18 protein-coding genes and 2 pseudogenes are annotated in these 25,481 nt (G+C 33.9%); 1 reads left to right on the top strand and 19 read right to left on the bottom strand.

Translation table 11 applies throughout. The features are described from left to right. Positions 1–36: 36 nt before the first annotated feature. The 3 genes and pseudogenes from AC00Y6_RS05820 to AC00Y6_RS05810 all read right to left on the bottom strand — a co-directional run bounded on the left by AC00Y6_RS05820 (position 37) and on the right by AC00Y6_RS05810 (position 5,244). A complete protein-coding gene (locus AC00Y6_RS05820; RefSeq protein ID WP_474489673.1) occupies positions 37–711 on the bottom strand; it encodes a hypothetical protein in 675 nt (224 codons plus the stop codon). Beyond that, positions 689–4,246 carry a hypothetical protein gene (locus AC00Y6_RS05815; RefSeq protein ID WP_474489672.1) on the bottom strand — a complete coding sequence of 1,186 codons (3,558 nt, stop codon included), beginning with the start codon at positions 4,244–4,246 and terminating at the stop codon, positions 689–691. Before AC00Y6_RS05815 ends, AC00Y6_RS05820 begins: the two co-directional genes overlap by 23 nt. Positions 4,247–4,406: 160 nt before the next feature. Continuing rightward, positions 4,407–5,244 (bottom strand): annotated as a pseudogene (locus tag AC00Y6_RS05810) (IS982 family transposase). A gap of 364 nt (positions 5,245–5,608) precedes the next feature. On the opposite strand from AC00Y6_RS05810, the gene AC00Y6_RS05805 reads away from it, so the two are divergent. Continuing rightward, complete coding sequence (locus AC00Y6_RS05805) at positions 5,609–6,553, top strand: Wadjet anti-phage system protein JetD domain-containing protein (RefSeq protein ID WP_474489676.1); 945 nt, start codon at positions 5,609–5,611, stop codon at positions 6,551–6,553. Between the two features lie 14 nt (positions 6,554–6,567). Here the strand turns inward: AC00Y6_RS05805 and AC00Y6_RS05800 are convergent, their stop codons facing one another. The 16 genes and pseudogenes from AC00Y6_RS05800 to AC00Y6_RS05725 all read right to left on the bottom strand — a co-directional run. Continuing rightward, the gene (locus AC00Y6_RS05800) at positions 6,568–11,721 is read right to left on the bottom strand and encodes an Eco57I restriction-modification methylase domain-containing protein (RefSeq protein WP_474489671.1); all 5,154 of its coding nucleotides are present in this window, start codon (positions 11,719–11,721) and stop codon (positions 6,568–6,570) included. A gap of 13 nt (positions 11,722–11,734) precedes the next feature. Then, positions 11,735–12,415 carry a hypothetical protein gene (locus AC00Y6_RS05795; protein ID WP_474489670.1) on the bottom strand — a complete coding sequence of 227 codons (681 nt, stop codon included), beginning with the start codon at positions 12,413–12,415 and terminating at the stop codon, positions 11,735–11,737. A 68-nt stretch (positions 12,416–12,483) separates the two neighbouring features. Beyond that, positions 12,484–13,236 carry a hypothetical protein gene (locus tag AC00Y6_RS05790; RefSeq protein ID WP_474489669.1) on the bottom strand — a complete coding sequence of 251 codons (753 nt, stop codon included), beginning with the start codon at positions 13,234–13,236 and terminating at the stop codon, positions 12,484–12,486. A gap of 58 nt (positions 13,237–13,294) precedes the next feature. Continuing rightward, positions 13,295–14,011 carry a hypothetical protein gene (locus tag AC00Y6_RS05785; RefSeq protein WP_474489668.1) on the bottom strand — a complete coding sequence of 239 codons (717 nt, stop codon included), beginning with the start codon at positions 14,009–14,011 and terminating at the stop codon, positions 13,295–13,297. Continuing rightward, positions 14,001–14,891: a M23 family metallopeptidase gene (locus AC00Y6_RS05780; RefSeq protein WP_474489667.1), complete on the bottom strand. Its 891-nt coding sequence runs from the start codon at positions 14,889–14,891 to the stop codon at positions 14,001–14,003. Before AC00Y6_RS05780 ends, AC00Y6_RS05785 begins: the two co-directional genes overlap by 11 nt. 4 nt (positions 14,892–14,895) lie before the next feature. Then, a complete protein-coding gene (locus AC00Y6_RS05775; RefSeq protein WP_474489666.1) occupies positions 14,896–16,884 on the bottom strand; it encodes a type IV secretory system conjugative DNA transfer family protein in 1,989 nt (662 codons plus the stop codon). Between the two features lie 34 nt (positions 16,885–16,918). Next, positions 16,919–17,800 (bottom strand): DUF4138 domain-containing protein, encoded by an 882-nt coding sequence (locus AC00Y6_RS05770; RefSeq protein ID WP_474489665.1) that lies wholly within the window; start codon positions 17,798–17,800, stop codon positions 16,919–16,921. Positions 17,801–17,802: 2 nt separating this feature from the next. Then, a complete protein-coding gene (gene traM / locus AC00Y6_RS05765; RefSeq protein WP_474489675.1) occupies positions 17,803–19,002 on the bottom strand; it encodes a conjugative transposon protein TraM in 1,200 nt (399 codons plus the stop codon). Further along, positions 18,998–19,351 carry a hypothetical protein gene (locus tag AC00Y6_RS05760; protein WP_474489664.1) on the bottom strand — a complete coding sequence of 118 codons (354 nt, stop codon included), beginning with the start codon at positions 19,349–19,351 and terminating at the stop codon, positions 18,998–19,000. Before AC00Y6_RS05760 ends, traM begins: the two co-directional genes overlap by 5 nt. A gap of 1 nt (position 19,352) precedes the next feature. Beyond that, a complete protein-coding gene (traK, locus tag AC00Y6_RS05755; protein WP_474489663.1) occupies positions 19,353–19,967 on the bottom strand; it encodes a conjugative transposon protein TraK in 615 nt (204 codons plus the stop codon). Between the two features lie 67 nt (positions 19,968–20,034). Further along, positions 20,035–21,282, bottom strand: coding sequence for a TraJ family protein (locus tag AC00Y6_RS05750; protein ID WP_474489662.1), 1,248 nt, complete (start codon positions 21,280–21,282; stop codon positions 20,035–20,037). Between the two features lie 2 nt (positions 21,283–21,284). Next, positions 21,285–22,115, bottom strand: a complete 831-nt coding sequence (locus AC00Y6_RS05745; RefSeq protein ID WP_474489661.1) for a hypothetical protein — start codon at positions 22,113–22,115, stop codon at positions 21,285–21,287. A 1-nt stretch (position 22,116) separates the two neighbouring features. Then, positions 22,117–22,782, bottom strand: a complete 666-nt coding sequence (locus AC00Y6_RS05740; protein ID WP_474489660.1) for a hypothetical protein — start codon at positions 22,780–22,782, stop codon at positions 22,117–22,119. Between the two features lie 2 nt (positions 22,783–22,784). After that, positions 22,785–23,468: a hypothetical protein gene (locus tag AC00Y6_RS05735; protein ID WP_474489659.1), complete on the bottom strand. Its 684-nt coding sequence runs from the start codon at positions 23,466–23,468 to the stop codon at positions 22,785–22,787. Between the two features lie 11 nt (positions 23,469–23,479). Further along, positions 23,480–24,133, bottom strand: coding sequence for a hypothetical protein (locus AC00Y6_RS05730; RefSeq protein WP_474489658.1), 654 nt, complete (start codon positions 24,131–24,133; stop codon positions 23,480–23,482). After that, positions 24,120–25,382 (bottom strand): annotated as a pseudogene (locus AC00Y6_RS05725) (TraG family conjugative transposon ATPase); the annotation flags it as partial. The gene AC00Y6_RS05730 and the pseudogene AC00Y6_RS05725, both read right to left, overlap by 14 nt. Positions 25,383–25,481 lie beyond the last annotated feature (99 nt).

Raw genomic sequence — 25,481 nt, 5'->3', positions numbered from 1 at the left:
CAGAAACCCAATCTCACAAGCTGATTTAGTATGTAGTTAAGTTATGACCTCTATATATTGATTTTCTCCTGCAATATTTTCTGAATTTAACACACGTTTTAATGTTCCTGTTGCGTGAACAAATGTGTACTTTGGATATTCATTAAATTTCTTTTTAGAAAAGTCCATTTGTTTGCTTAGCAATACACTTGAAAATGTTCTTACATTTAATTGAAGTGATAAGTCTGGAGAAATGTATAACTCCAAAGCAACTATTTTAAAAATTTGTTCTTTTTCCTTGCTTTTACTTATCTTAAAAAAAGTAGGAGAGAACAGATATAATTTCCCCGTTAGATTATTAAATGTGAGTTTTTTATGTTTGGGTGTCGAAATTGAATTGATGAGTAATTGCGAAATTGTGTGTTCAGCTATTTCCTCAATTTCATTTTTGTTTAGAATTTTGAAAGTAAGCGTTTCTCCATTTTCTATTTTTCCTAATTCTTTTGATAAATCTGTATTGTCAATCGTACTCTTCTCAAACAAGGCATAAAAAGATTTTCCTCTTTCAAATACAATGCTTTTTGCTTTTAACACTGAACTTATCACATCTAAAATCAAAGCACCATATTTAATATAGTTTTCAGTAGTAGAAAATTTTACAATAGAGAAATCTTGGAATATCCTTTCAGAATTGATTGTGATGTTTAATTTATTGATTTTGCAGTGCTTCATTGTCTTTAAATATTTCAAGTAAATTGAAATTTAACTCTTGTTTTTCGGTATTCCAAAGACAAGGAATTTCAATGATTTTCCCGTCTGATGATTTGATAGGCTTTCTACTTTCCGATGAAAGAATATTGATGATAAAAACATTTTCTCCATTAACTTTCTCTAACTTTTCTCGAATTTTTCGTTCTTGTTCGTCAAAGCTAATCTGAGTATTTTCTTTCCAATGCTTAAAGTCGATATATGTGTTAGAGTTTTTGATTTTGTAATCAAAAAGCTCATACTTTTCTAAGGGCAATTCTTCAAGTTCTATTTTAAAATGTGTTTCAAAAATAAACTTCCCAATTTGCTCCCCCAAAGCACCTTTGTAGATATTATTGAATAGAACAGGTGGAAGAATATATTTATTTAACGCAAACTCAGTTGCCCAATTTTTGGATTTGAAAAATGAATCAACTCCACTTATTTTAAGTAATTCATTTAAACGAGCTGATAAGGAAGAAATCTCACTTTCGATATTTTTGTCAAAATCTATTTCTACATTTTGATAATCATTGTATTCATTATCATTATTCAAAGAAAAATAATATTTGTCATTCTCTTTTGGTAATTCGATGTATAAATCCAAAATTCTGTTCAAATTGTATTTGTCAATTTCGTTTTCAGAAATGGTAGGAAAACGTAAACACATTTCTCTTAAATTTTCCCATTCTTCTTTTTGCTTTTCTTTCCAATTCCAATCAGGAGAAATGAATTTCCTAATTTTTGAATGCACTTTTCGATTGGTAGCATTAGCAATGTTTTTCAGTTTTGAATCCTTGTTATTTTCTTGCTGTATTTTCTCTCTACTTGATTCTACTAGTGCTTTAAATTCATTTAGAACAAGGTTGTGATTCACGTCAAAATCACAAATCAGATTGTCCAATTCACTGTCTGCATAAATATAAATATTCGGCGACTTTAAGTTTGTTCTACAAATCCGTCCAATAGCTTGAATGATGTATTTTGCAAAATGCTGTTTTATATTATAATCCTTGTACAAAAATCCATTATTTGGACTTTCGGGTTTAATAGTTGTGTTGAAAGATGCCAACAAGTGTTTAAACGCAATAGTAATTTGATGATTTAGCTGTCTTATTGAAATCAATCCGACTTGAGCTAGAAATTCTAATTGAAATAAGTATTTGATAAATCCTTCTTCATTTAGATTTAAATCGATTTTTTGAATGATATGTGTTGGTTTATCTAAATAAATAGCATTTATATCTGTTTCATTTTGAATATTCCAATTTTCCGAATTTTCATCTTTTACATTTATCAGTTTGTCAGGATTAGGAGAAATAAATTGTAAATTCTGCCCTGCACCCATTGTCTGATACATAGAAATGATAAAAACCTTTTTGCCGTTTTCTAATTGCGTAATGAAAGATTGTTTTTTGTTGTCGAAATCATTACTATTGATAATTGTGTATGATTTTTTTACATCAAAATTACTTTCATCATTTAGAAAATGGTCTTGGGTTTTTGTTGTATCTTCAATTAAATATTCAAATATTTTATGAAGTATTTTCAAGTTAAGGTCTTTGTCATTCCATTTAGGTTCTTTGTTTAATAGACATAGAAAGCCTTTAATATCTTCTTTCAATAGAAATTGCTTGAAGCAATGACCAATTTTTAAGTATCGGTTAAAATGATAATCAGTTGAATTTGGATTTATAGATTTTAGTTCTCCAATGATGTCTTGTGCTAACTCCTTGTTTTCAAATAGTTTTTCAAATTCTATATTGATTTTTTCAGCTTCATTGCTGTTCGTAAAATTAATCCATTCTGTTTGGATATTTACTTTATTATAATTCTTATTTTGCTTCTTGAAAGTATCTTTTAACTGTTGTTTCTCCTTTTCATTTAGTTCTATAAACTTATTGCCAAGTTGTCTTTTGAAATATTTTATATCATAATTTCCAGTAACGGTTTCTATTAGAGCTGTCGCAGAAATGCCAATTACCTTAGCTTTTTCTGCTAATTTCAAAATGAATTTTTCAGGTGTATTCTGAAAATTATAAATAAAAGCCTTGGTTTTTGACTGATGAGAATCATCATCAACAAAATCATAATATCTAAAGCCATTTTCATAAATACTCAAATCATAGTTGAGCTCATAAGTACCATCTTTTTTGTTTCTTGGTCGTTCTCTTGCACTTAAAATATTATCAACAAGATAGTTTTTGTGTTTAGTTTCTAATCCAAATTCTTCTATTGTTGTACTTATTGCAAGGTCAAACGTGAATTCCGTTCTTTTAGGATTGGATATTCTTTCCTGCTCTTCTAATTGTTGGTAGTTTTCAGCTATACTTTTTATTACACCACTGAAATAATTAATAAACCCTTTTATTTGATTGAGTAACGATACAATGTTTTCTCCTGTTTGTGGTCTTTCACTCTCGAATATTATTTCATTTATTTTGTCAAATTTGTTAGGATTTAAACGAATGAATTTTTTATCATTTCTGTAAACAGAGTGATATTGAAAATCGTGAAAAAGCAAGTTTCTTTGATTAGCATTATCTTCATTATTACTGAGTGTTTTGAAACTGTAATTCAAATGATACTTTTCAACAATTTCTTCTGCCTTTTCAAGTAAAGTTTTTTGAATGTGCTCTAATGAAAGTCCGTAGTTTTTCTCTATTAATTCTTCTCGTCTTTCAGAATGTGTTATAAACTTTTGTGGAAGTACATTTTTAGAAAGAGCCCAATATATTTCAGTAAAAAGATGAATGAAGTCAATCCTTTGCTTTTTCCCTTTTTCAATAATATTGTTTAGGATATTGTCCTTTGTTGCGTCAAATTCGTCAATAAAAATAATTGCATTTTTTGTTATGTCATTTTCTAAAAACGAATATGAAGGTTCAACAAGCGTGCTATTTTTATGATAGAACTTATCAATGCTTAAAAAGAATATCTTTTTCTTAGACGAAAAAACGGCAGGATATAATTCTCCAATCCATTTTAGATTTTTATCCGTTTGGATAGCTTTGATGCGTTCTTGTTTATTTGGATAATGTTCTTTTAGAAATTTTTCTATTGATCGCCTGAATTTTGGTTCAAGGTCGTTTCTTAGTTCTTCGTTTAGTTTAGTAACGTAAGTTTTTAATTCTGACTTAGTTTGATGTTTATTTATTTCAGAAACATTACTTTTTATTGAATAAAATATTTTAGAGCTTTTGAAATAGTCATTAATGGAAGTTTCTACTTGTTCAAATCGTTTTACTAAACATTCTGCGTTGGAATCCAAGAATGTAACATACTTTTCAAAATCTTCTAATCCTTTGTTGGGTAAGAAGAAATCATTTTTAAGTTTTTGGTCAGGTAAATTTTTCTTTAGGTTAGTAACAAAAAATATTTTCCTGTTTTCTTTACAATAATCTTTGTAATTAATGTAGATCCAGCTTAATACATTATGTGTTTTGCCAGAACCTGTTGGAGGGTCGAATAATAACAGACCATTTTCTTTATTACAGTAATTGTTCAGTAATTGAATCATTATTATCCGTTTTATTAATATTATTGTTCATATATAGTCTAATATATGCAAATGATTCTAATTATACAAATGATTAACACATATGGTATTTCAATAGTTTTTATTTTTACATATTTAGTTTGTCAAATAAATATTGATATACTTTAAAAAGTGCTGACTTTTAAGTTGTATAGATCTTGTTTATATATTGCACAACAGTTAAAGCCGTTACTTTAGCAATAATCTAGTTTTAAGTCCTGCAAAAGTTTTAGCATAATTACATCTAATCATCAATTGGTAGCACAGTTGCGAAAACAGTGTCTCAATCCTTTTTCTTTGCTTTTTATACAAATAAAACTTTGGTTTATACTCCTTTTGATTGATTCTTTTGGGAGTCTCCAGTTCTATGTTAGCATAATTGAACAAATCTATTTGTATTTCAGACGACAATAGCCTTTTTGTCTCCAAGCAATGTACAATTGGACAATTGCTCTCTGCTATCCTTTATTTAATTAATGGATGTCATGGATAGAAGCTGGACTCAAATTGATACTTTGGAAAACGCCGCTTACAGTACACACAACATGAAGTTTGTATCCATAAAAAGACATCTGTTGAGAAGTACAAAAGCCCCTGTTTAGATAATAATATTTGGCATCTTTACAGATTTTCGAAGTGTTACTTCTGGAAAGGTTACAAACCTCTATAGACATATTGTTAATAATTTACGAATGAAAACTTCTAGCTATTTTCATTCATAAATCATTGATAATGTTAGCTAATATATGTTTTTAACGATTGTAAACGCTTCGCTCTATGTTAGATTTTACTGATTTTGGAATTTGACGAAAGAGAAGATTTTCGCTATCAATGCCCATGTACTCAGCTGCAAATACCAGACTTATCAATTCTAAATCTTTCAATTTGGAAACTTGTCTTTGATAAAACAGAATATTTTCATCTGATATTTTTCTCAAAACTTCCAAAATTTTTTCGTAATTCACATATAAATTATTGATTGTAAGTGTTTTATTTTTATTTTCTATTTCAATAAATGTTTCAAACCTTTTCTCCATTGAATTAAAGAAAGTTGAGTATGGCGAGTCGGAAATATTATTAAAAATTATTAAATTGTTAAAATCTTTTGTGAATTCATTAATTGTTTTCATAGTTGGATGAACCAATGATTACAACACAGGAAATAAGAAACAAAACCGATAAAAAGTACATTTCTTTTCTTCAATTATTAGTAGAACAGAGATCTTTTGAAAAGTTGATAATTCGTGGGGATAAATCATATACCAAATCATCATTACCTGAATTTGAAAAAGAAATCCATCAAATCGTCAGTCAGTCGAAAGAGAAAAAAGGTTTTGGCTACACATTGGAATTTCAATTAGTAAAGATCAAGTTTTTAGCCTCACAAAACTTACCTATTTCCATTTACTTCGATACAGAAACAGATTTTTTGAAGTTTTTGGACAAAGAGTTGGAAGTAGATTATTCAAATCAGATGTTGAAAAAATTATCAATGCATTTCCTGAATTAAAAGAGTGGACAATCAAAAATCCGTTGCGAGTAATTGCAAATCAAACAGAATGGAATAATATTTTGAAAGTATGTCAATATTTCAAACAAAATCCCAAACCGAATTTGTATATAAGAGAATTGCCGATAAATGTACATACAAAATTTATCGAAAGAAATAAAAGTGTAATTAGGGAACTACATGACATTCTGCTTACTGGACATATCACTAGTGATAGCAAAGAATTTGAAAAAAGATTTCATCTTAAGTTTAGTGAACCACTTATCCGATTTAAAATATTAGACAAAGAAATAAGCCAAAAATACTTTTCAGGAATTGATGATATTGCTATTCCTGTAAGTGAATTTGAAACATTGAATTTACCAATTAAAAGGGTTTTAGTAGTTGAAAATAAAACCACACTTTATACCACTTTAACTTTGCTCAAAATGGATGAGACCATTGCAATATTTGGGAGTGGATTTAGTGTTTATAATTTAAAAGGTGCTCAATGGCTTATCAATGTTGAATTGTTCTATTGGGGCGATATTGATGTCCAGGGATTTGAAATTTTATCGCAATTTAGGTCTTACTTTCCGCAGACTCAAAGTATGCTGATGGATAAAACAACTTTTGAGAAATTCTTTGAAAATGATAGCGATACTCCGACAAATGTTTCAACAAAGCTCAATTTGACAGACGGGGAACAACAACTTTATGAACTTTTGAAAGCAAATAATTGGAGGTTGGAGCAAGAGAAAATTCCATTGTATTGGATAAATGAATTAGTAATTACTTAATCTGAAAGCAACAATCACCTTCTCCTCTTAAAAGAAGCCGTCTGTTCTGGTATTATTACTGGTAGTTTTTCCTTCAGGGATATAAAGTTAATGTTTTTCACATCATAATTATAATTGGTTTTTTTGAAGAGAACACTATTTTCCGTTTCCCTTTCTTTCACATAATCCTTATTAGCATTGGTTTTTAGCTGTTCCTGTTTTTCTAATCTATATCGTGAAATTAATTCAATTTTCCTTTCAGGAAGCTCTTCCAATTTTTTGTCAAGTTCAGCAATTTTATCCTCAGTTGTTTTAGTCTGGTTTTCGATCTCGGTTACATTTACTCCTTTTTGAGATAAATTTTCAATGGCTTCAGAAACTAATATTTTCGCAGAATCAATTGATTTTTGATAAAAGGGGAGTTGGTTCTTCCAATACTCTCCATTTTCATTTTCCTCTTTAGAGTATCCTAAAATTCTGTTGTAATTGTGCTGAGCTTTGATCACATCTTCCTGAACTTTGATAAAATCCTTATACTTTCTCAAGACAAAAGCATTGTCGGCAAAGAATTTATTTTTCTCGTTTTCAATCCGTTTTTTTATCAGTTCGATTTCGATATTGGCTCTGGTTTCCGGATTGGTGATAATGGCGGTTTTCAGTTCCTGAGTACTGATGTCGGAAATATCCAAAACGTCAGCTCCTTTTTTCATGGCTTCCAAATATCTTGCTTGTTTGGATTGTAGTTTTTGAAGCATAAAAACATCAATACTGTCATTGGTCAGCATGAAATTGATCCGCACGTTTTCATTTTTATTTCCTTGTCTCCACGCTCGTCCTTCCACTTGTCGAAGTGATGTAAAATTATAAGGCAACGAAAGCAAGTACACATCCGTTGTATTCTCTTGCAAATTCATTCCTTCCTGAATCGCTTCACTTCCAATAACAACTTTTATTTTTCCGGAATTGAATTCATCCTGAATTTTTAATCGGTTAGGTTTGCTTGTTGCTCCTGTAATTACACCAATTTCTGTGGGTTTGTAGCCGACTTCCTGTACAAGATATTCTTTCAGTTTTGGAAATTCTGCAACGGCTAATTCAGAATAAATAATCTGTCCGGAATCGGGAATATCCATTTTATTTTGCCGGATTAAACCCATTGCCTGATTCAGTTTAGCTGAATTCTCAATGAATTCTTTTAAAGAAGGTTCTTCTCCATCATAATAGGGGGACAGATAGGGTGAAATAGCAATCAAACGTGCATTAAGAATGTGTGTGAGAATCGCTCCTTTTTCACTTTCGGAAAAGTTTTCATTCAATAAATCGTATTGCTCTTTTGTCAAATCATTTTGCTCAATTTTATACTCTTTATTGATTTTAGTAGGACGAATCAGTTCAGGATTGTCTTCTTCGCCCTTAATGTCAATAAATTCCGAGAGCAGCTGCTGAAAAAGAGAATTATTCTTGAATCTTCGGACATTGGCTTTAAACTTCACATCACCTTTTGCATCAATCTCCATATCATTATCCGCTTCCATAAAAGTTTCAAAGAATGTATTGACATTAAAATATCCCGATTCTTCCAAACGTTTGTTGGCAATAAGCGATAGGATAGAATAATACTCCAAAGGTTTGTTGGTAAAAGGCGTTGCAGAAAGAAGAGTAACATTTCTGCCATCATATTTATCCTGAATGTATTGTGCTGCCATCCATGTATTGATTCCGAGTTTTGAAGTTTGTTGGTTTTGACTTCTAAAATCTGAAGCAAACCTGCGGTCTTCAATTCTTACTTTTCCTACGATGTGATTGGCGTTGTGAACTTCATCAAAAGTGAGATGGTCAAATCCAAAATCTTCCCAATCGTAGATTTTCCCACGCTTCATTTTTCCTTGGATTTCCTTTTCCTTTTCCAATTCTTTCTGGAAATCTCTTTCGCTGATTGAATTGACACTTTTTAATTCATTCTCTGAGATGTATGAAAATTTGGAAGCCAAATTTTCAGTGACATTTTCCGAAAAGCCAATGTTATTAAAACCTTCGTAGGTAACGATGGTAATTTCTCCGTCTTTATTATCGAATTTAGATAAATCATAATCTTTTCCGAGATTTCCTAAAACATTGACTTTTGCATTGGGAATCGTTTCAAAAATGGTTTCTACCCATTGCTTTAAAATACTATCATTCGGAACGACAATAATCGGTTTTTTAGCATTTCCACGTTCCATTGCTTCATGCATTGAAAGGATTCCCGATAAAGTTTTCCCGAATCCCACTTCATGAGCCAAAAGTCCAACTCCTTTGGTGGTTTGTCTACCAATTCCTGCTTTCTGAACTTCTGTTAACCGCAATTCTCGACCTTTAAAATTCAAATGAATTTTTGAAAACAAAGGAAATTTGGAATAGTCCGGAACATGAATATTGTTGTAATTTCTGTTGAAATCCTTTACGAATCGTTCTCTCAAATCATCGGATAATTCTTCCCGAATAAATTTGTAAAACAAATCGTTGGCGGCGGATTTTCTTCTTTCCCGGATTAAAGCATTTCGTTCTTTGTCGCTTCCTGTAACGGTTTCATTATCAACAAAACCTTTAACTTCCCAAGATGAGGATCCAGCAAAAGCATCACTAGATAAAGTGCCGACAAAATCTTTGAATTTTTCAGCAAGATTATAATCTACAACTGCTGTTTCAGGACGCTTTGTAGTATAATTATAGTATTCTTTTTCTATTTGTCCTAATCCGAACTGATGTATAAATTCGTGGTTTGGGCTGATGAAAATTTCATCTAAAGCTTTTGATTTTGGAAGAACACTAAGAAGCAATTTCTTTTGTTTTTCATATTGGTTCTCTGTTCCTCCAACCGAATATTTATCTTTGAAATCTTTTTCAAGCTGTTCTAATTTTGCATAAATATTTCCTTCAGCATAATAAAAATCGTGTACCCATTTTCCATCAATATAATTGGCAAATTGGTAGTGCTCTCCATGATTATTCAGTGTTCCGTCATATTCAGTATCTCTGAAGGCTTCAATCTGTTCTTTGGTAATGTCGGAGCTGTTTTGTAGCGAAGTATCGACAATTTCATCTGCTTTCGAAAATTGATATTTTAGAATTCCTTTTTTAATTTCGGGTTTCGTCTGGATTCTATACTCCCTGTTCTTTTCATTTTGGGATTGGATGACTTTATCTGCTTTTTGATGAATGTCATCAATTTGTGTTTGGTCAAATTTATTGGGTTCGCTAGTAATTTGGGATTGTAGTTTGGAGTATTTCTCAATCTCTTTTAGAATTGCCGGAGATTTGAATTTTACAGCATTGAGTGTTGAAATAACCTGCTCGATTTTTTCAAGAGTTTCGGATGTCTCTGGAATGTTCTTTTGACTCGAAGTCTTCGTAGAATCTTCGGTTTCCAAAAGGGGCTTTGCTTTATCAGAAACTTTATTTTCAGTTTTAGGTTCTTCAATTTCTAAAAACAAATCTTCAAAAAGATTTCCGATTCTTTCGGCTTGTTGTGTATTTTTGAGTTGCTCTATTCTCGATAAAGCATCTTCTAAATTCCCATGAACATAGTTTTCCAAACGCCCGAAACGATTGGTTTTTTCACGCGTTTCTCCAAGAATTTTTTCGGGATTTTGCTCAAAATAATCAGAAATATTTTGAGTTTGTAGTAGGCTGTTTTTATTTAAAATGATAATATCCGTACCGATTTGTGTTCCGGCAAAAGCTCCTACCGGCAAACGGAATCCTTCTACGATTTCTGCCTTTTTCAAATTGTTTTGTCGGTTCAACCAACCTGAAGGAAGCACCATCGCCAAAGTTCCACCATCTTTGAGAACGTCCAAACTTCGTTTTACAAAATAATCTTCATATTTTGAAATTTTAGGTTCTTCTCCTAAACCTTTGTAATATCCTCGATGTTCGCCATAAGGTGGATTTCCGATGATCAGATCGTATTTTTCCAAAACTTCTTTTTTACTACCTTTTTCATCAATAAATTCGGTTTCAAAAGAACGGATATTGATATTGGCTTCAGGATGAAGAATTTTGGCGATTTTTGCTGTCGTTTCGTTGATTTCAAAAGCGGTAATGCTTGCTTTTATTCCCAAATCTTTCGCAGCATAAAGAAAATTTCCGGTTCCAACACTCGGTTCTAAAACTGAAACTTCTTGTCCGTTTTTAAATTGGTCTTTGATTAAATTACGAACGGCATCTACAATTTTGGAATCGGTGTAGTATTCATCTAAGATTCCTCTTCCTTCTTTTGCTGTTCCACCGGATTTGTACTGATTACAAATGTCTTTTAAATCATCGGTGATGTTGGAATTTTCTTTGAGAACAATTTTGTTGTCGCGGGAAACAAAACAAGCTGCGGAAACGACTTCTGCAACTTGCTCGTTGGTCAGTTTTTGACCTTTGTATTTTGAAATGAGACCCTCTAATTCCTCATTGTTTTTTTCTGAAGAATCTAACTTTAGTTCTTTGCTATCGGATATAATTCTCCCGGATATGATTCTGTCCAAGGAATGTTCTTTTCCTTCATTTTCTTCAGCATTTTGCGGTTGTGCTCCGTCATTGGATCTTCCATTTCTGTCTCCGACCAAATGCTTCCAGATTGTGTCTTTAAGTCCATTTCCAGCATTGTTGCTGTCCACATTTTGTCCGCTTGTGTTATTTCTGTTTTGCTCGGATTGGCTGTTTGGGAGAGGTTTTCCAGAATTTCGTTCAGAAAATTCGGATCCCAAGTGCTGAGTGTCGGAAATTCGGTTGGATTGAGTTCTATCATTTGCATGTTTTGAAATTTTTGGTTCAACTAAAGTAGTATTTTTCTTTTGAAGTTGGAGTTTGTTTTGTAAATATTCGCTAAGGTTTTGATGGCCGTTTTCAGAAATTCCGTACAACAAACGGATGTCTTTACTATTTTTGTTTTGAAGTTCACCAAGAATTTTTCCGGTTGCTGTATCTCCTGTTTTGTTTCCGCTTAGGCATAGGAATATTTTACCATCAAAATTCTGATACCTGTTAAGAAATTTCTTTGTGTTGATGGTAGAATTCAAGGTTATAAGAGTTCTGTTATTTTCCTGGCTATTTAATTTCAAAAGTTGTAGAAATGAAAGGGTATCCAATTCATTTTCAAATACAATTAGTTCATTTTTGCTTCCTTTAAGTACGGAAATATCATCATTAACGTTCATAAAATCTGTTGTTTTATTTACTTTTTCTGTTCTTTATAAAATGGTTGAATTCAAATAGTTCTTTCGCTGAATCATCCCAATTTTTTCTAGGCAGTAATTGAAGGCTTACAAAAACATCACTTTTTTTGTTGTAGGAATCAATACGCTCCAATCTTCCGTTGTAATCATGTTCTGCATGTTTGTAAATTGAGTAGGGTAGAATGGTATCTGTTGGATAGATATAAAACCGAGTGTAAGTCCAAGGAGAATTGATTTCAAAACGTTTGTATTTTTTATTGAATAGGAGTGTATCCGATAAATTTCTTCTGTTTTTATAATTCGGAATTTCTTCTTTTGAAAAAATAGCTCCTTCTTTTTTGTTCCATACCAATGAAGCTTTTTGCTTGTCAGAAACATCTGAAAGTATGATATTACCGCTTTCCGTACCCAAGGAATAACACAATGAATCTTTGATGTAATACATCTCTTTATTGATTTCGGGGAACGTAAGATCGGGAACCAATTCTATAAGCGTATCTCCCGAATAATTCATTTTTGACAAATGGAAATTCTGCATTCTGTCCAAACCTTTGGAAGCATCGAAATACACATTGGAAATCATGTCGATTCCCCCTTTTTCAGATTTAATTTCTTTGTGACAGGATAGGAGAACTAACCCCAGCATGGAGCATACAAATATTGATTTTCTTTTCATTTTAATTCGATTTAAAAAAAGCGGTAAATCATCAGACGTACCGCTTTCGGAAAATGGTCAGGTATTATTTATCGTTTAATGCTTTGCTCTCGCACATTGTTTTTTTCGTGCTTATTGTCTTGTTCCAGACCTTCTAAAGGTTTATTGGTATTGAGCCTGTTCATGTCGTTATCATAGAGTTTGAGATTCCTGTTTTCAGGATTCAGAATTGCTTTTCCTTCCACAATCTGATCATTTTCCTGAAATTTCACTTTGACTATATTTCCTTTTTCAAGGGATTTTATAGTATTTTCCTTGTACTCCGGTTTGTCGAAAATAAGATTGGATTTCTCTACAATTTTGTCAGTATCCACGCCATATTTTTGATAGAAATTCTGAAACAGATAGTTTCCTTTTTCAGTTTTGGGTTCTTCAAAGTTGAATTGGACAAAAGCGGTTTCTTGCTGATCGCTTTTCGGATTGTGAAATTCAATCTTTACACTACGTCCTTCCATAAGATTCACGGCTTCTTTTGCGGTAAATGAGTTTTCTTTATTGACCGGAAAGTTGTGAGAAATTTCTTCGTTCTTTTCGTTGGTTAATTTCGCATGATACGAATTGAGAAAAATGCCACCACTTTCCGTTTTGTTGAATTTTAAAGTAAAATCAGCCTTGTTTCCGGGAAGTGTTTTGTCGGAAGTGGTTTTAATTTCAAACTGCTGCTCTTTAGAATGAATACCTTTTTCTAAATCTTTGTGAAGTTGTTCTCCTTCTCCGAAACCTAGGTATTTCAATTGGTCTTTTAAAAATTTCACTTTGTCGAATTCTTTTTGTGTTTCCATTCTTTTTGGATTTTGATTGTTAATATTTATTGATCGTTGTCTGTTGTTGGTTGTCAGATTATCTTCTGAAACCTCGTGATTTCTGTATTTCTTCAGTTTCTTCCTGTTCTTCTCTCATTCTGTTGGCATCTTCATATAGATCTCTATCGTTCACATTTAGTTGAATGTCGGAATTACCTTCTTTGGAAATTTGTTTCTCATCGGGTGAAATACTGTTTACGTTGTTTAATTCTTTGGAAACAATATTTAGGTTTTCGGTAATTTCTTTAGCGATTTCAGGATATTGGTCTATTTTGTCTTGAAGAAAAGATTGAAGTTTTTTCAGTTCGATTTTGTAACGATTCACTTCTTCAGGTTTTTCTCTTTCTGCAATCAGTTGGGTAATGATTGGAGCATCTTTAATCATATCATATTCGATTATTTTCTTTTTTTTTTCATCGAATATAAAGGCGGCTTTCGTCCAGTTGAGCTGTGCCGCATTCTTTTCCTCATTAATACCATACTTTGAAAAAGTATTAGCGTATTGAATTTCGTTTTTGCTGTTGCTCAGTATTTCGGAAAGATTCTTATCCCTTTCCAAAAAGATTACTTTTAACTTGGTATTGTTCTCCGTGAGCTGGAAAGTTGCTCTGTTTTTGTCGTTATCTGCAACGATGGTATATCCTTGCAGAAATTTCTGAATATCATCTGCATTCAGTTTTTTGGAGAATGATAAATCTTCGTTGATAATTCCGAATTTTTTCAAATCTTCGGTGGGTAAATTGTTATTGTTCATGGTATGTTGCAATTAGATTATTCACTTTTATGAGGTCATTTAGGAAATGAGCAGGATTGATAAGTTTTCCATATTCTTTTACCATAAAATGTAAATGTGGTCCTGTAGAATTTCCGGAGTTTCCAGATTTTCCAATTATAAATCCAGCTTTTACATTTTCACCAACCTGGTAATATATTTCTGAAAGGTGTAGATAGGCGGTTTCAAACCTATTGAAATGTTTCACTTTAATATAATTTCCTCCACCTTTGGAATCCCAACCAGCTTCAATAACAGTTCCGTCTAAAACAGCATATACATTTTCATAATTGGCTTTAAAATCGGTTCCGTTGTGCAATTTTCTTGTACCAAAAATGGGATGAATACGGTTTCCAAAAGGTGATGTAACGGTCATCCTGCTTTTAAGAGGCATATTGATTTTGGAAACCAAGTCATTTTCAATGTCTGGGTCTTCCATAAATTCTAATTGTCGGAGAGACTTTCCGGAATTACCCGGATTTATAGTATTTTCTTTTAGCATTTTGATAAGAGAATCTTCTATTTTTCTGAAATCGAAATTCTTTTCTTCGTTTTTTGTTACACTCAATCTGAGCAATTGGTTTTTCAGAGAATCTATTTGACTCATTAACCACTTCGTGGAACCTTCGGTTTCATTTTTCAAATCAGACTTTGTAGTCAAATTCAATATTTGCTTCCACGATTTTTTATCCTTTTTTTGCTTTGGATTGTTCTCTTCAACCTCTTTAGTATTCTCCAATATTTTTTGGTTTTCCATTTTCTTTGGTAGCATTGGTGTCAAGGTGTTGAACTGTGAAAATCCCGATGAATAAAAGAGAAAGGCTATTAAAGCGTAGTAATATTTCATTTTACTTATATTCATTTGATTATGCTTTATTGTTTTCATTGACAATGAGTTCCACTTCCATATTTATTTTTCTGAAATTGGTCATCAGTACTTCGTCTTTTCGGTTATTCCCTTTCTTATCCACGAATGAATAATAGATTGGCATTGGAACGTAGTTCTGTTCTTCATTTTTAATGGCTTTCAGATCCAGATTGATTTTACCGTTGATTGCAGAAGTTTTGTATTCTTCAGTATTGTTCTCTTCGCCCTGCGCAATCATTCCCACCATTTCTCCGGTTTTAAGAGCTGCTATTTTTCCTGCAGGAATCATATTGTCCATTTTCTCGTTAATACTGGTGGTGGTTCCTTGCTGTGAGATGGATTGGGAATACGTTTTTTGTTTTATTTTTCCAAATAATTTTTCAAGCCAGTCCAGTGTATTTTTATCTCTTGCCGAACCCGAAATAATGTTTCCGACAATGGCTGAAATCGTATCTGCCACTTCCTTTTTATAAAATTGTCGGAGTTGCGGAATTTCTTGTAATCCTAATAATACAGATACTTTGTTGCTTCTTGCTGTTGCCACTACATTGTCAATTTTATGGATGTAGATGGTTGGGAATTCATCTGCGATAATTCCGCCCGGTAAATTGTGTTTGGAATTGATTAATCTTAGAGTCCGGTTTAAAACCGAAGAGTACAAAGCGGAATTAATATCCTGTGTTCCCGGATCAGAAGCCAAAATCAAAATGGACGGATTTTCTTTGTCAGTAATTTTCAGTTCTACTTCATCACCGGAAAAGACCCAAAAGCTCTCTTTTGTTGCCAATCGGGAAAGGAATATTTTTAAGGTTCCGATTTGTCCTTCCAACTGGTCAAATGCTTTGTTATCATATGCTGTTTTGAAGGGAGAAAGCAGGGAAAGAATTTCTTCATTGGTAAAAAGTGTATCGAAAATTTCTTTGTAGCTCCGATTCATAAAAGAAAGAATATGGGGCAGATCCGAATATTTTCCATTTTCGAGGGTGGCAAAAAAATAAATGCAGGAAGACAGAAAATTAATAGCAGATTGCGTAAAAAATGCTTCAGAACCGCCTCCGGAACTTGCACCACCTTTCTGTAACGAAGACACCATTGATTCTGCCATTTCTTGTGCTTCTGCCAAAGTTTGAATATATTTTTTATGAAATGGATTGACTCTTTTTGATTTTTCGACTTCATTTAGATTGATCACGTGGAAGCTGTAATTATATTCCGACTCTTTGCTCTTTTTCAATAAATAATGATAGTATGCGATTTGTGCTAAATCAGGAAATTTGAAATCGTAAATGCAAAGACAAAAACCTTTTGCAATCATCTGTCTTATAGCCGGATTGATAATTCCAAAAGACTTTCCGGAACCTGGTGTTCCGATTACCATTGTTCCCCGAAAAGGATTAAGATTAATCCAGCCATTATTCGTTCTTTTGTTAAATCTGAACAGATACGGAATATTAATGGATGTGTCCGTTTGGACCAATTCCTGATTTTGGGCAAAACTTTCTTCTTCTATGTTCCATCGGTCCTTTCCCATTTTCTGTTGCATTAGCTTTGAAATAGAATCTGCACCCATTTGAAGAATGACAGCTCCTAAAAAAGAAAGCACAGCGTATAGAATCTGATAAAGGCTGAGCATTGGAATGACCTTCGGGAAATAAGGATTATCCGCCAAAATGGCGAAATAGAGAGAACCGAATATCATGGTCAATCCAACGATAATGGGAAGTATAATTGCTTTTACAATGTTTAAATCCTGCTTCTTTTTGGCTCTTGTTCCTACTGCAACCAAGGCAATAAGAATTAACGTTGAGATTTTGGCATTGATCGGAGGATAGAAAATCTGCATTTTCGCAAACCCTTCCAATAATTTGGACACCACAGGAACTTTAGCATGCAGAAAAAACAAGGTGATACAATCCAATGCCACCACAGCATACACGGCTTTTTGTAGGAATCCGTAAATTTTAATCTGATGTTGTTGTTCTTGCATTTTATGAGAATTAAAAAATTCTAGTATTAGGAAATTAGAATGTGTCTGCTTTAAGGATGTCGGAATAGTTCACTTTCATTTCTATTGTTCTTCCTGAGAGTTGTTCTTCTATTAAGCGAATCATCATGACTTTAGAATTCGGAAAAGTGAATTTTTTGAATACATAGATATTCCTAAAGTTTTTCCTGAAATGTTTTTGAGGATTCAGCTGAAAAAGGGGAGTAAGCTCAATACTTTGGTTGTTCGTTGCTTTATAGATTTTTTTATCTTCTATGGAAAATTTCAAATCCTCAATATCATAGCTGAGATTAGAACTGTTTTTAAAGGTCATGTCTAAAAAGATGTAATCACTGATGACGTAGACATTATTGAGTTGGACATTGAGTTTTAGATTTTTTTCTTCGCGGATTGGATTTTTTTCTGATTTTTTCTGAATAATATCCATTGCGAATTTTCTTAACTCCAGATTTGAAAATCTCATTTTATCAAACTCTATTGGTTGCATATCTTCCGGTTGGATATGAAAATTGGTAACGGTATTTTGGTTTTCTGAATTTCTGTAAACGGCTTTAAATTGGGCGATAAAGGATTGTCCAACAACGGTAATAATTCCGATGTTATCTCCAATTGAAAAAGCTGGTACAACATTTTTAGTGGCTTTTTCTTTGTTTTCTACAGAATCAGATGTAGAATCAGTGATTTTAATTCTTGCAATATTGGTAGAGGGTAAATCTCCGGTAAGTTTTTGGGTGGATAGATCCACGTATTGAATCGGTTCCGCAGAAATAATGTGCAAGTTGATTCCTTCCGTAATTTCCAATTCCGGCAAATCGGAAATAGTTTGTTCTTTCGTTGCGGTTTGTGCGGTTAAAAATTGAGCTGTAAATAATAACAGGGTATATAAGATTGTTTTCATTTTTATCTTTTTTGTTGATTTTGTGAATCTTTAAGCTGGCTTTCTTCAATGAGAAAGACATAGGAGTTGTATTTCAGTTTGGCTTTATTGGTTTTGATAAGGTTGGCAATGGATTTTGAGGTGGAAGAAAATAGTTTGGAACCGATGCTGGTAAAAAATCCTTCTCCACCCATATCCATTTGAGTTCCCTGAACGGAATTGCTTCCCATTTCTCGAACCATTTCTCTGAAAATACTTTGCGGAACGTACAAACCTTTCATTCCGTCCACATCATAAATGGAGAGATTGACAGGAAAAATTTCTCCTTTTGTAAATACGGATACAATCTTAAGATCAACTCTTTGCATTGAAAATCCTGAGATTTGACCGTAAAGAATGGAACCTTTGACAAGCTTTTTGTTTCCAATAAATATGTCTTCCAACAACCGGAAACGGATTCTACTTCCCAGAAAACCTTTGTTATTTTCGTCAATAACTGCTTTGATAAATCTGTTTTCTCTTTCTTTGTAAAAAGCATTGAACTCGCTATTAATTCCCGATTTATTCACATTAAAAGTAGAATTAAGAAACGCGTCCATTTTTTCTTTATTGGCTTTAAGTTTCTGCTCGGCTGCCAATTTGTTTTGATATTCCGGATCTTTCGCTTTTTCCAAAGAATCCATGACCAGCATTTGCTGTTTCAGAATTTTTACAGGGTCTTGCTGGACACTTTGTGTCTTTTCTTTTGATGTATCAGTGTAATTATTTTCCAGTTTTCCGTAGGATTTATCATTCAGCATTCTGATAATTTCAGAAGATCTTTTGTAATCTTTATCATCATTTTGCTGATTCGGATTATAGTACGATGACGGATTTCCTTTCCTTTGATATTGTCTTGAAGAAACAGCTTTCAAAGAATCAATTTTTCTTTTTTGGTCTAATGATAACTGGTCATCATAGCTTAACAAACTGTCATTTTCTTTGTCCAATCCATCAAGCATTGTTCTGTTATCCTCTTTTTTGAACAGTGCATCATAGGCATCATTTTTCGTCATGATGGAATCCTGAGTTTCTCCTAAGGAAAGGGAAAGCTCTTTGGGTTTCTCATTCTGTGATGGATCTTCTTTGGTAAACTGAGCACCTACATATACAAAGAGCAATAGAAATGGCAATGCCAAAAGAGGCAGAATATATTTCTTCTGTTTGAAATCAATTTTTTTAATGTTCATGTTGCAATTGTTGGTATTGGTTATACAGATATTCAATTCTGAGACTGTCTTTTTTTTGTAAAGCATTTTGGTCTCTTTTTACTTTTAAAGTCTTGAGCTCGGTCACTATTTTTTCCATTTCTTTTTCGTTGTTTAGAGTTGTATTTTGGGCGGTATTACTTTTGGAATAAAGAATAGGAGACTTTATTTTAAATGCAATTTCTGAAGGGAAGAAGATTCCCTGAATCAATGAAATCACAAATGAAACTGATAAAAAGACCATTGAATACGTGAAAAACTTTTTAGGATTTTTAACAGCCCAATTCAACCATCTTTGTCCGGTTTGTTTAAAAAAAGTGCTCATTTTAATAGGAGTTTTTAGTTTGGTTAGAGAGTTCTTCGTTACCGATGATCCTCCAGTTTTTTAGCAGGACACCGTGTGGATTATTGGGACTTCGGATGATGTCTTCAAAGAAGCCTTCGGTAATAAGTTTTCTTGTAATTACGGCTGATTTCCGGGTAATCATTTGTTTGCCGAAAAAGGCGAATTTTTTATGCTCCATATCCAGAGAGATAGAATCCGTATGGATGCTGACCATTGAACTGGAAGCAACGATTTGATTATAAAATCCTTTTTCTTTTAGGTTGGTATATTCTTTTTTTCCGCTGTCGTCAATCAGATACAGTGATTTCTGAATATTGTCCTTGATATAGGCATCATCGGGGGCGAGTGTAAAAAACAACCGGTGAAACAAATCGATTTGAGCTTTATACTCAACAGGTCTGTTCAACAGGACATCGGTCTGTTTTGCAAGAACCGGAACTCCATTATCCAAAATGTAAATGGATTTTCGGGAATCCTGAATCATCTTGTAAGAGAAGAAAAAACCGCTGATAACAATAAAAACCGCAAAAGCAATGGTTGATATTGAAACAATCTTATTGATTTTAATTCTTTGTTCTATGTTTTTGATAAGCATTTTATTAGTTGTTGGGTTTTGGTTGATCGTTGGTGGTTGTCGGTTGATGGTAATTGATGATTAACATTTATTTTCCGTTTTTCATTGCATCCTGCACTCTTCTTGATGCAGAACCCGCCGCAGCGGATTTTGCTGTCGCCGCGGCTGCAGAAACTCCACCTGTTTTAACTGCTAATACGGCTGCTTTTGCACTGCTTGCCATTTTTCCTGCGGCGCTTTTCATTTTGGTCATCGCTCCGGCTCCTCCAGCAGTAACAATGGTATCGGCAATGGTCGGTGTCATGAGAACTCCGATTCCTGTCACGATATAAGCTACGCAGGTAAAGAGTTGATTGTAGATCATTCCGGAATTACTGACATAAACCATGAGTGCATCCAAATTGGTAATGGTACCGTTGGTTAAAAGGGTATCATATCTTTCGATTTCCATTTCATATCCGGAAGCGATGAGTTGCTGACCGATATTGATGATGGTGTACGCAACAAAAGTGTACAGATTGATATTGATGAATTTGGAAACCCAGCTGTACAATGAGTTTTCAAATCCGGGGATAAGTGCCATTCCAACAGCAATCGGACCTAAAATGATAAGAATGTACGCCCAGATTTTCTGGATAAAGAAAATAAGATAGACGCACACCCGAAGAATGGAAAGGCAGACAAATTCTATGAGTTCAGCGACTAATTTCTGCATCTGGAACTCCATTCTGATTTGCCATTCTTTGATGGGTTGAATGAGCTTGTCCAATCCTTCGCTGATGTCAAACCAGGAATCATCTGCATCCTCTGTCGTATTATTGATGACATCTTGTTTGGCATCTTCTTCGGCTTTCAGTTTAATGACGGCATCGAGTAATTGCTGTTGCTTTTTGAACCTTTGTATTCTTAAATCGTTGACTTCGGATTCGATGTCGCTGAAAATGGCAATTCCGGGTTGGGCAATGGCTTCAAAAGGAGCTTGTATTAAATTGACAAATCCCATCCAGTAAACGAGTGTAAATCCAATGAGAATAGGTTTCAGCATTGGAGTGATTTCCCATTCACGGTCACCGGCTGCCATTTGCCAGCCCATATATCCGAGGTACATCAATGCTCCCAGACCGCCGATAGCTCTCCCGACCAATGCAGATCCGGCAGCATTATCCTGTACGCTGTTATCCAGCTTCGTAAAGACCTCCATAAACCATTTCTCAAAAGCACCGTCGCCTTTTAAAAATTGGAGCAGGTTACTGTAATCGCTGTCTGTCTGAGCAAATCCCATGACAGGCAATAGTATTGCTAATAGGCAATAAAAAATAGTGAGTGATTTATTCATATTTAATATCTGTATTTGTATTGCTGCATCACATTTTGAACAATGTCTTTATCCGAAGCAGGAGTCCACCCAGAGGGCAAAGCGGTAGATAAATGGTTATTTAAAATGTTTTTATAGTCAAGGAGCAATGTTGTTTTGTTATTGTACTTTCTTAATTCCTGAACAAACTTTCGCCATCTGATCAGTGTTTCGTGGTACATGATGAATCTTTTTCCTCTCGGCATATCCATAGACCGGGACATGGTATATTTTTCTTTAATCATATCCAGCTCTTCCTGAAGTCTTTTTAATGTTCCCGTAGTATTGAGCGTTTCATGCGTCTGCTGGTCTTTCAATCTCCAATCGATGAAATTTTGAGGAGTATCGGGAAATTCGGTGATGGGTTTCAGCATCCGTTTGTAATACAGTAGCCAAAGGGGATCGGCATCAACAGTAGCGGAAGTCCAATGCGCTAAATCTTGAATACTTCTTTTATAAATAGTGTCGGAAACCGCTTTTATCTTTTGAACTTCTTCTTCCTGAATTTTTAGTTGTGCAAATCTTTGGTTTTGTTCTCCGGTTGGTTTTAATGGTCGAATATCTTCACCATTTTTATAATCCCTATTGATAGAGGGAGCCCACATTCCCCAAACCGTAGCGTAAGCAAAATTGGTTTGAATACCCAAGAAATATTTGGGATAAGGTCGCCAGTCTCCCCAGCTTTCAAAGGTCATCCGCTTATGTTGTGCAACAATTGAAGGATCATTCAATTTCTTCACACTTTGTCCAAAAACATGTGTTACAATAAATAGAATGAGTAAAAAATTTCCTTTTATGAATGTATTTTTCATCATTTTAATTGAATATGTATTTGTATTTAGTGATGATGCCTCCGACAATGGCTTTGTCTATATTGATGTAATTACGGAGCACCGGAATCTGATACAGGTAAGGAATTTTCTTAGCATTTTGCAATCGTAAAATGATATAGAGAATATTCCCGTTGATGTTTCTTACTCTTGTAAAGATCTTTTCAATGAGCATTTCCCTGTCCATTGCATCCATCAAAAAGTCTTTGTCTTCATTCAGAATATCCTGCGAAACTTCCTGCTGAAGCTTTAGGACTTGTTTACCGATTTCGACATAATATTTTGAAACCAAGATGGCATACTCCGGATGCTGTGCTGATAAATCTAGCATCTTGTTTGAATTGGTTACGATCTTTCCCAGGTACTGATAGAGATAAACCAGCTTTTTACTTTGTGTCAATGCTGAATTGACATTTTTCAGTTGCTGGTAGATGTATTCCTGAATCGCAATGATCTGGGTGGTTTTATTATTGATTTCGTCATAAAGCTCTTTCTGCTTTTCATAAGAATCCAAAAACGTCTGTTCACTTGCCAATCGTACTGCATGGTCTTTTGTAAGTTGAGTTAATAGCTTTTCATTGATAACAATTTGCTGACTATTTACAGAACCCCAAAAGAAGAATAGAGCTGATATGATTACGATTCTTTTCATCTTTAAAAATTTTTAATATTGTTCATTATATTTTCCACAACCTGCCTATCTCTGTTGACGTAATATTGAAACGCCCTTTTGTTACGTAAAACTTTGGCTTTGATATCTCTTATCTTTAAAAGCATATGGGTGGAGTTCCTGCTTAATGTTTTTACTTCTCCCAAAGCATAATCCAGTAAAATCTTACGTTCTGATTTTTCCATCTGGTTGATGGCTCCGTAAGACAGAATGATTCCGGCTATTAACCGGGTTACCATTTGCAGGTCATCCACAAACTGTACCTGAGAAGGCAATACCGCTATAATGGAGTACGGAGCTGTATTGATTTCATCAATGATAGCCGTTTGATTATTGATTATTTTGGTGATTTCCCTGCTCATGGCAATTCCGGTAGGGATCGCCTGGATAGCAAATGACACAATGCGTAATCTGTCCTGAATCTTGGTCACTTTGTCTTTGAAGTCATTCCATTGTGCTCTGTTTATGGCTTCTGTACTGGCATTAAGGGTCTGTTTCTGCCTCATTTCTTTTTGCCTGTTATGCTCCTTCATCGTGGCATTGATCTCTAAATTCATCATCGGGAAAGAAACATTTTCTTTTTGCCATGCAGGAGTGGAACCACCGCTCGAAGATGTGATAACGACATACACTATGGGAATCAACAGGATTTGAAAAATCTTCTTCATCTTAATGATTTTTAAAAATTTCGTTTATACCGGTTCATTATATTTTCCACAATTCCTTTATCGGTATTGATATATCCGGCAAATGGATTGATGGAATTCCAGAATCCCAATCGGTTTGCTTTTTCCAGTCTTAGCTTTATGGCTAAAAGCCATAGCTTCAGGTTTTTTACATTTTCGGAAATATTATGAAGGATCTTGTAACGGTCACCTGCTGTAGCAAGGTTCAGCTCTCCGGAAGCAAGAATGTCTGAAACATCCGTAACGATCTTCAGGCTTTGCTCATAGGTTTTTTGAGAAGCTTTAGTTCCAAAAATGGCATACTGTGGGTGCTGAGAAGCCAACGCGACCACTTCTGAAGAATAATTGTAGCATTTATTAAGCTCACTGTAAATCTGCTGTACCTGAATTCCGTTTTGTAAAGTCCCGGATACTTCTTTCAACCCTTTCAGTATTTTATTCTGAATGTCGTTGGCTACAATCATCTGGGTTCCTACCCATGCCTGGGCATCTTTTAATTTAGAGGTTTCCTCAATGACATCATTCTGTTTTGCTTTCAGATTTTCTGAATACAGAATCATTGCTGCCGTTACGGTAGGGTCGATGTAGGTGTTTTGAGCATATAAAAAGCTGCCCAATCCTAAAAATAATAGGCTAAACGGTTTCATATTGTTGCTTATTGATTAATTCCGAAAAACTGATTTTATGATGTTCCAATTCCTGTGAGATGACTTTAAATACATTCTTTCCTTTATGCGTTTTCTTCATCTTTTTGTAATAGGAATTTACTTTCTGATCCAAAGGATTTTGATACAGATTGACCAGTGAAACTAAGTTTTCAAGGCTGTCTCCAAAGTTTTTTAAATCCGATACAATTTGTAAAAGGGCTTCATCATAGCTTCCACATTTTTGTACATAGTATTCGACAGCGGATTTCTCGGGTTTCTCTGTGGTGTAGGTCAAATACTGCTCAAGGGAAACCTCGTTACCGTACACTTCTCCTTTGGAACCTCTCTTCAGATAAAATTCCTTAAATCGGCTCCTTCCAAATTTGTTGTTGAGATTATTGATCGTGAATATCTTATTTTGCTCCACTTTATTCAGGGAAAGCAGAGAGGCAATTTTGTCAAAATTGTCTTTGAATTTGGTCTGGTCAAGCAAAATGAAGGTATCGGAATTGTTGATGATTGAATCTTTTACAACTGCATTACCGATGATATCGTCCAGTTCCTGAGTTACTACAACGGCTTCACCCCAGAATTTTCTTACCGTTTTGTAGAGATAAAGGATATATCCTCCCATCAGTTTACTTGCAATCGCTTTCCACGCTTCTTCGATGATAAGGGCTTTTCTGCGGTCTTTTCTAAGGCGCATTTTCTGGATAAAAGTGTCCATAATAATCAGCGTTACAATCGGAAACAGCTTGGGATTATCCTTTACATTGTCGATTTCAAAAACAATAAATGATTCGTCAAATAGCGTATTGTCAGCAGATTCGTTGAGGGTGGTTCCGTATCTTCCGCCTTTGTAGAAATCTTTCAGAACAAATAAAAACGTTCTGAGATTGAATTCTTTTTCGGTAATTCTATGCTTTCTATTATTTAAGTAAAGCGGGAGAAATTTGTCGCAATAATCATAGAATCCATTAAAGGAAAGCTCTTTTGCTTCTAACTTTTCTTCAAGCTCCTTAATTTTCTTGATGATGGCTTTTCTAAATGATCCATACCATTCTTCAGCTGTTTTTGGCTGTTTGATGATTTCGCTGGATTTAATAAGGATCAATTGGGTCTCATTATAAATTTTCCTTTTTTCTTCATCATTCAACGTTTCATAAGCTTCATAGACCTTATAAAATTGCTCACTGTCATAGTCAGGATTATTGACATTTTTATCGGGATGATAAAATTTCAGAAGCTTTTATAGGGGGTAATACACATCATACTTAATAGAGGATAAACAAAAAAAGCCAAAAAACCCCATTAATAAAGGGTTTTAGAAGAAAAAGGCGAAAATTTT

The organism is Epilithonimonas sp. (assembly GCF_056329745.1).
Note: the sequence above shows the minus strand (reverse complement) of the source record. Positions and strands in the feature narration are given on the sequence as shown.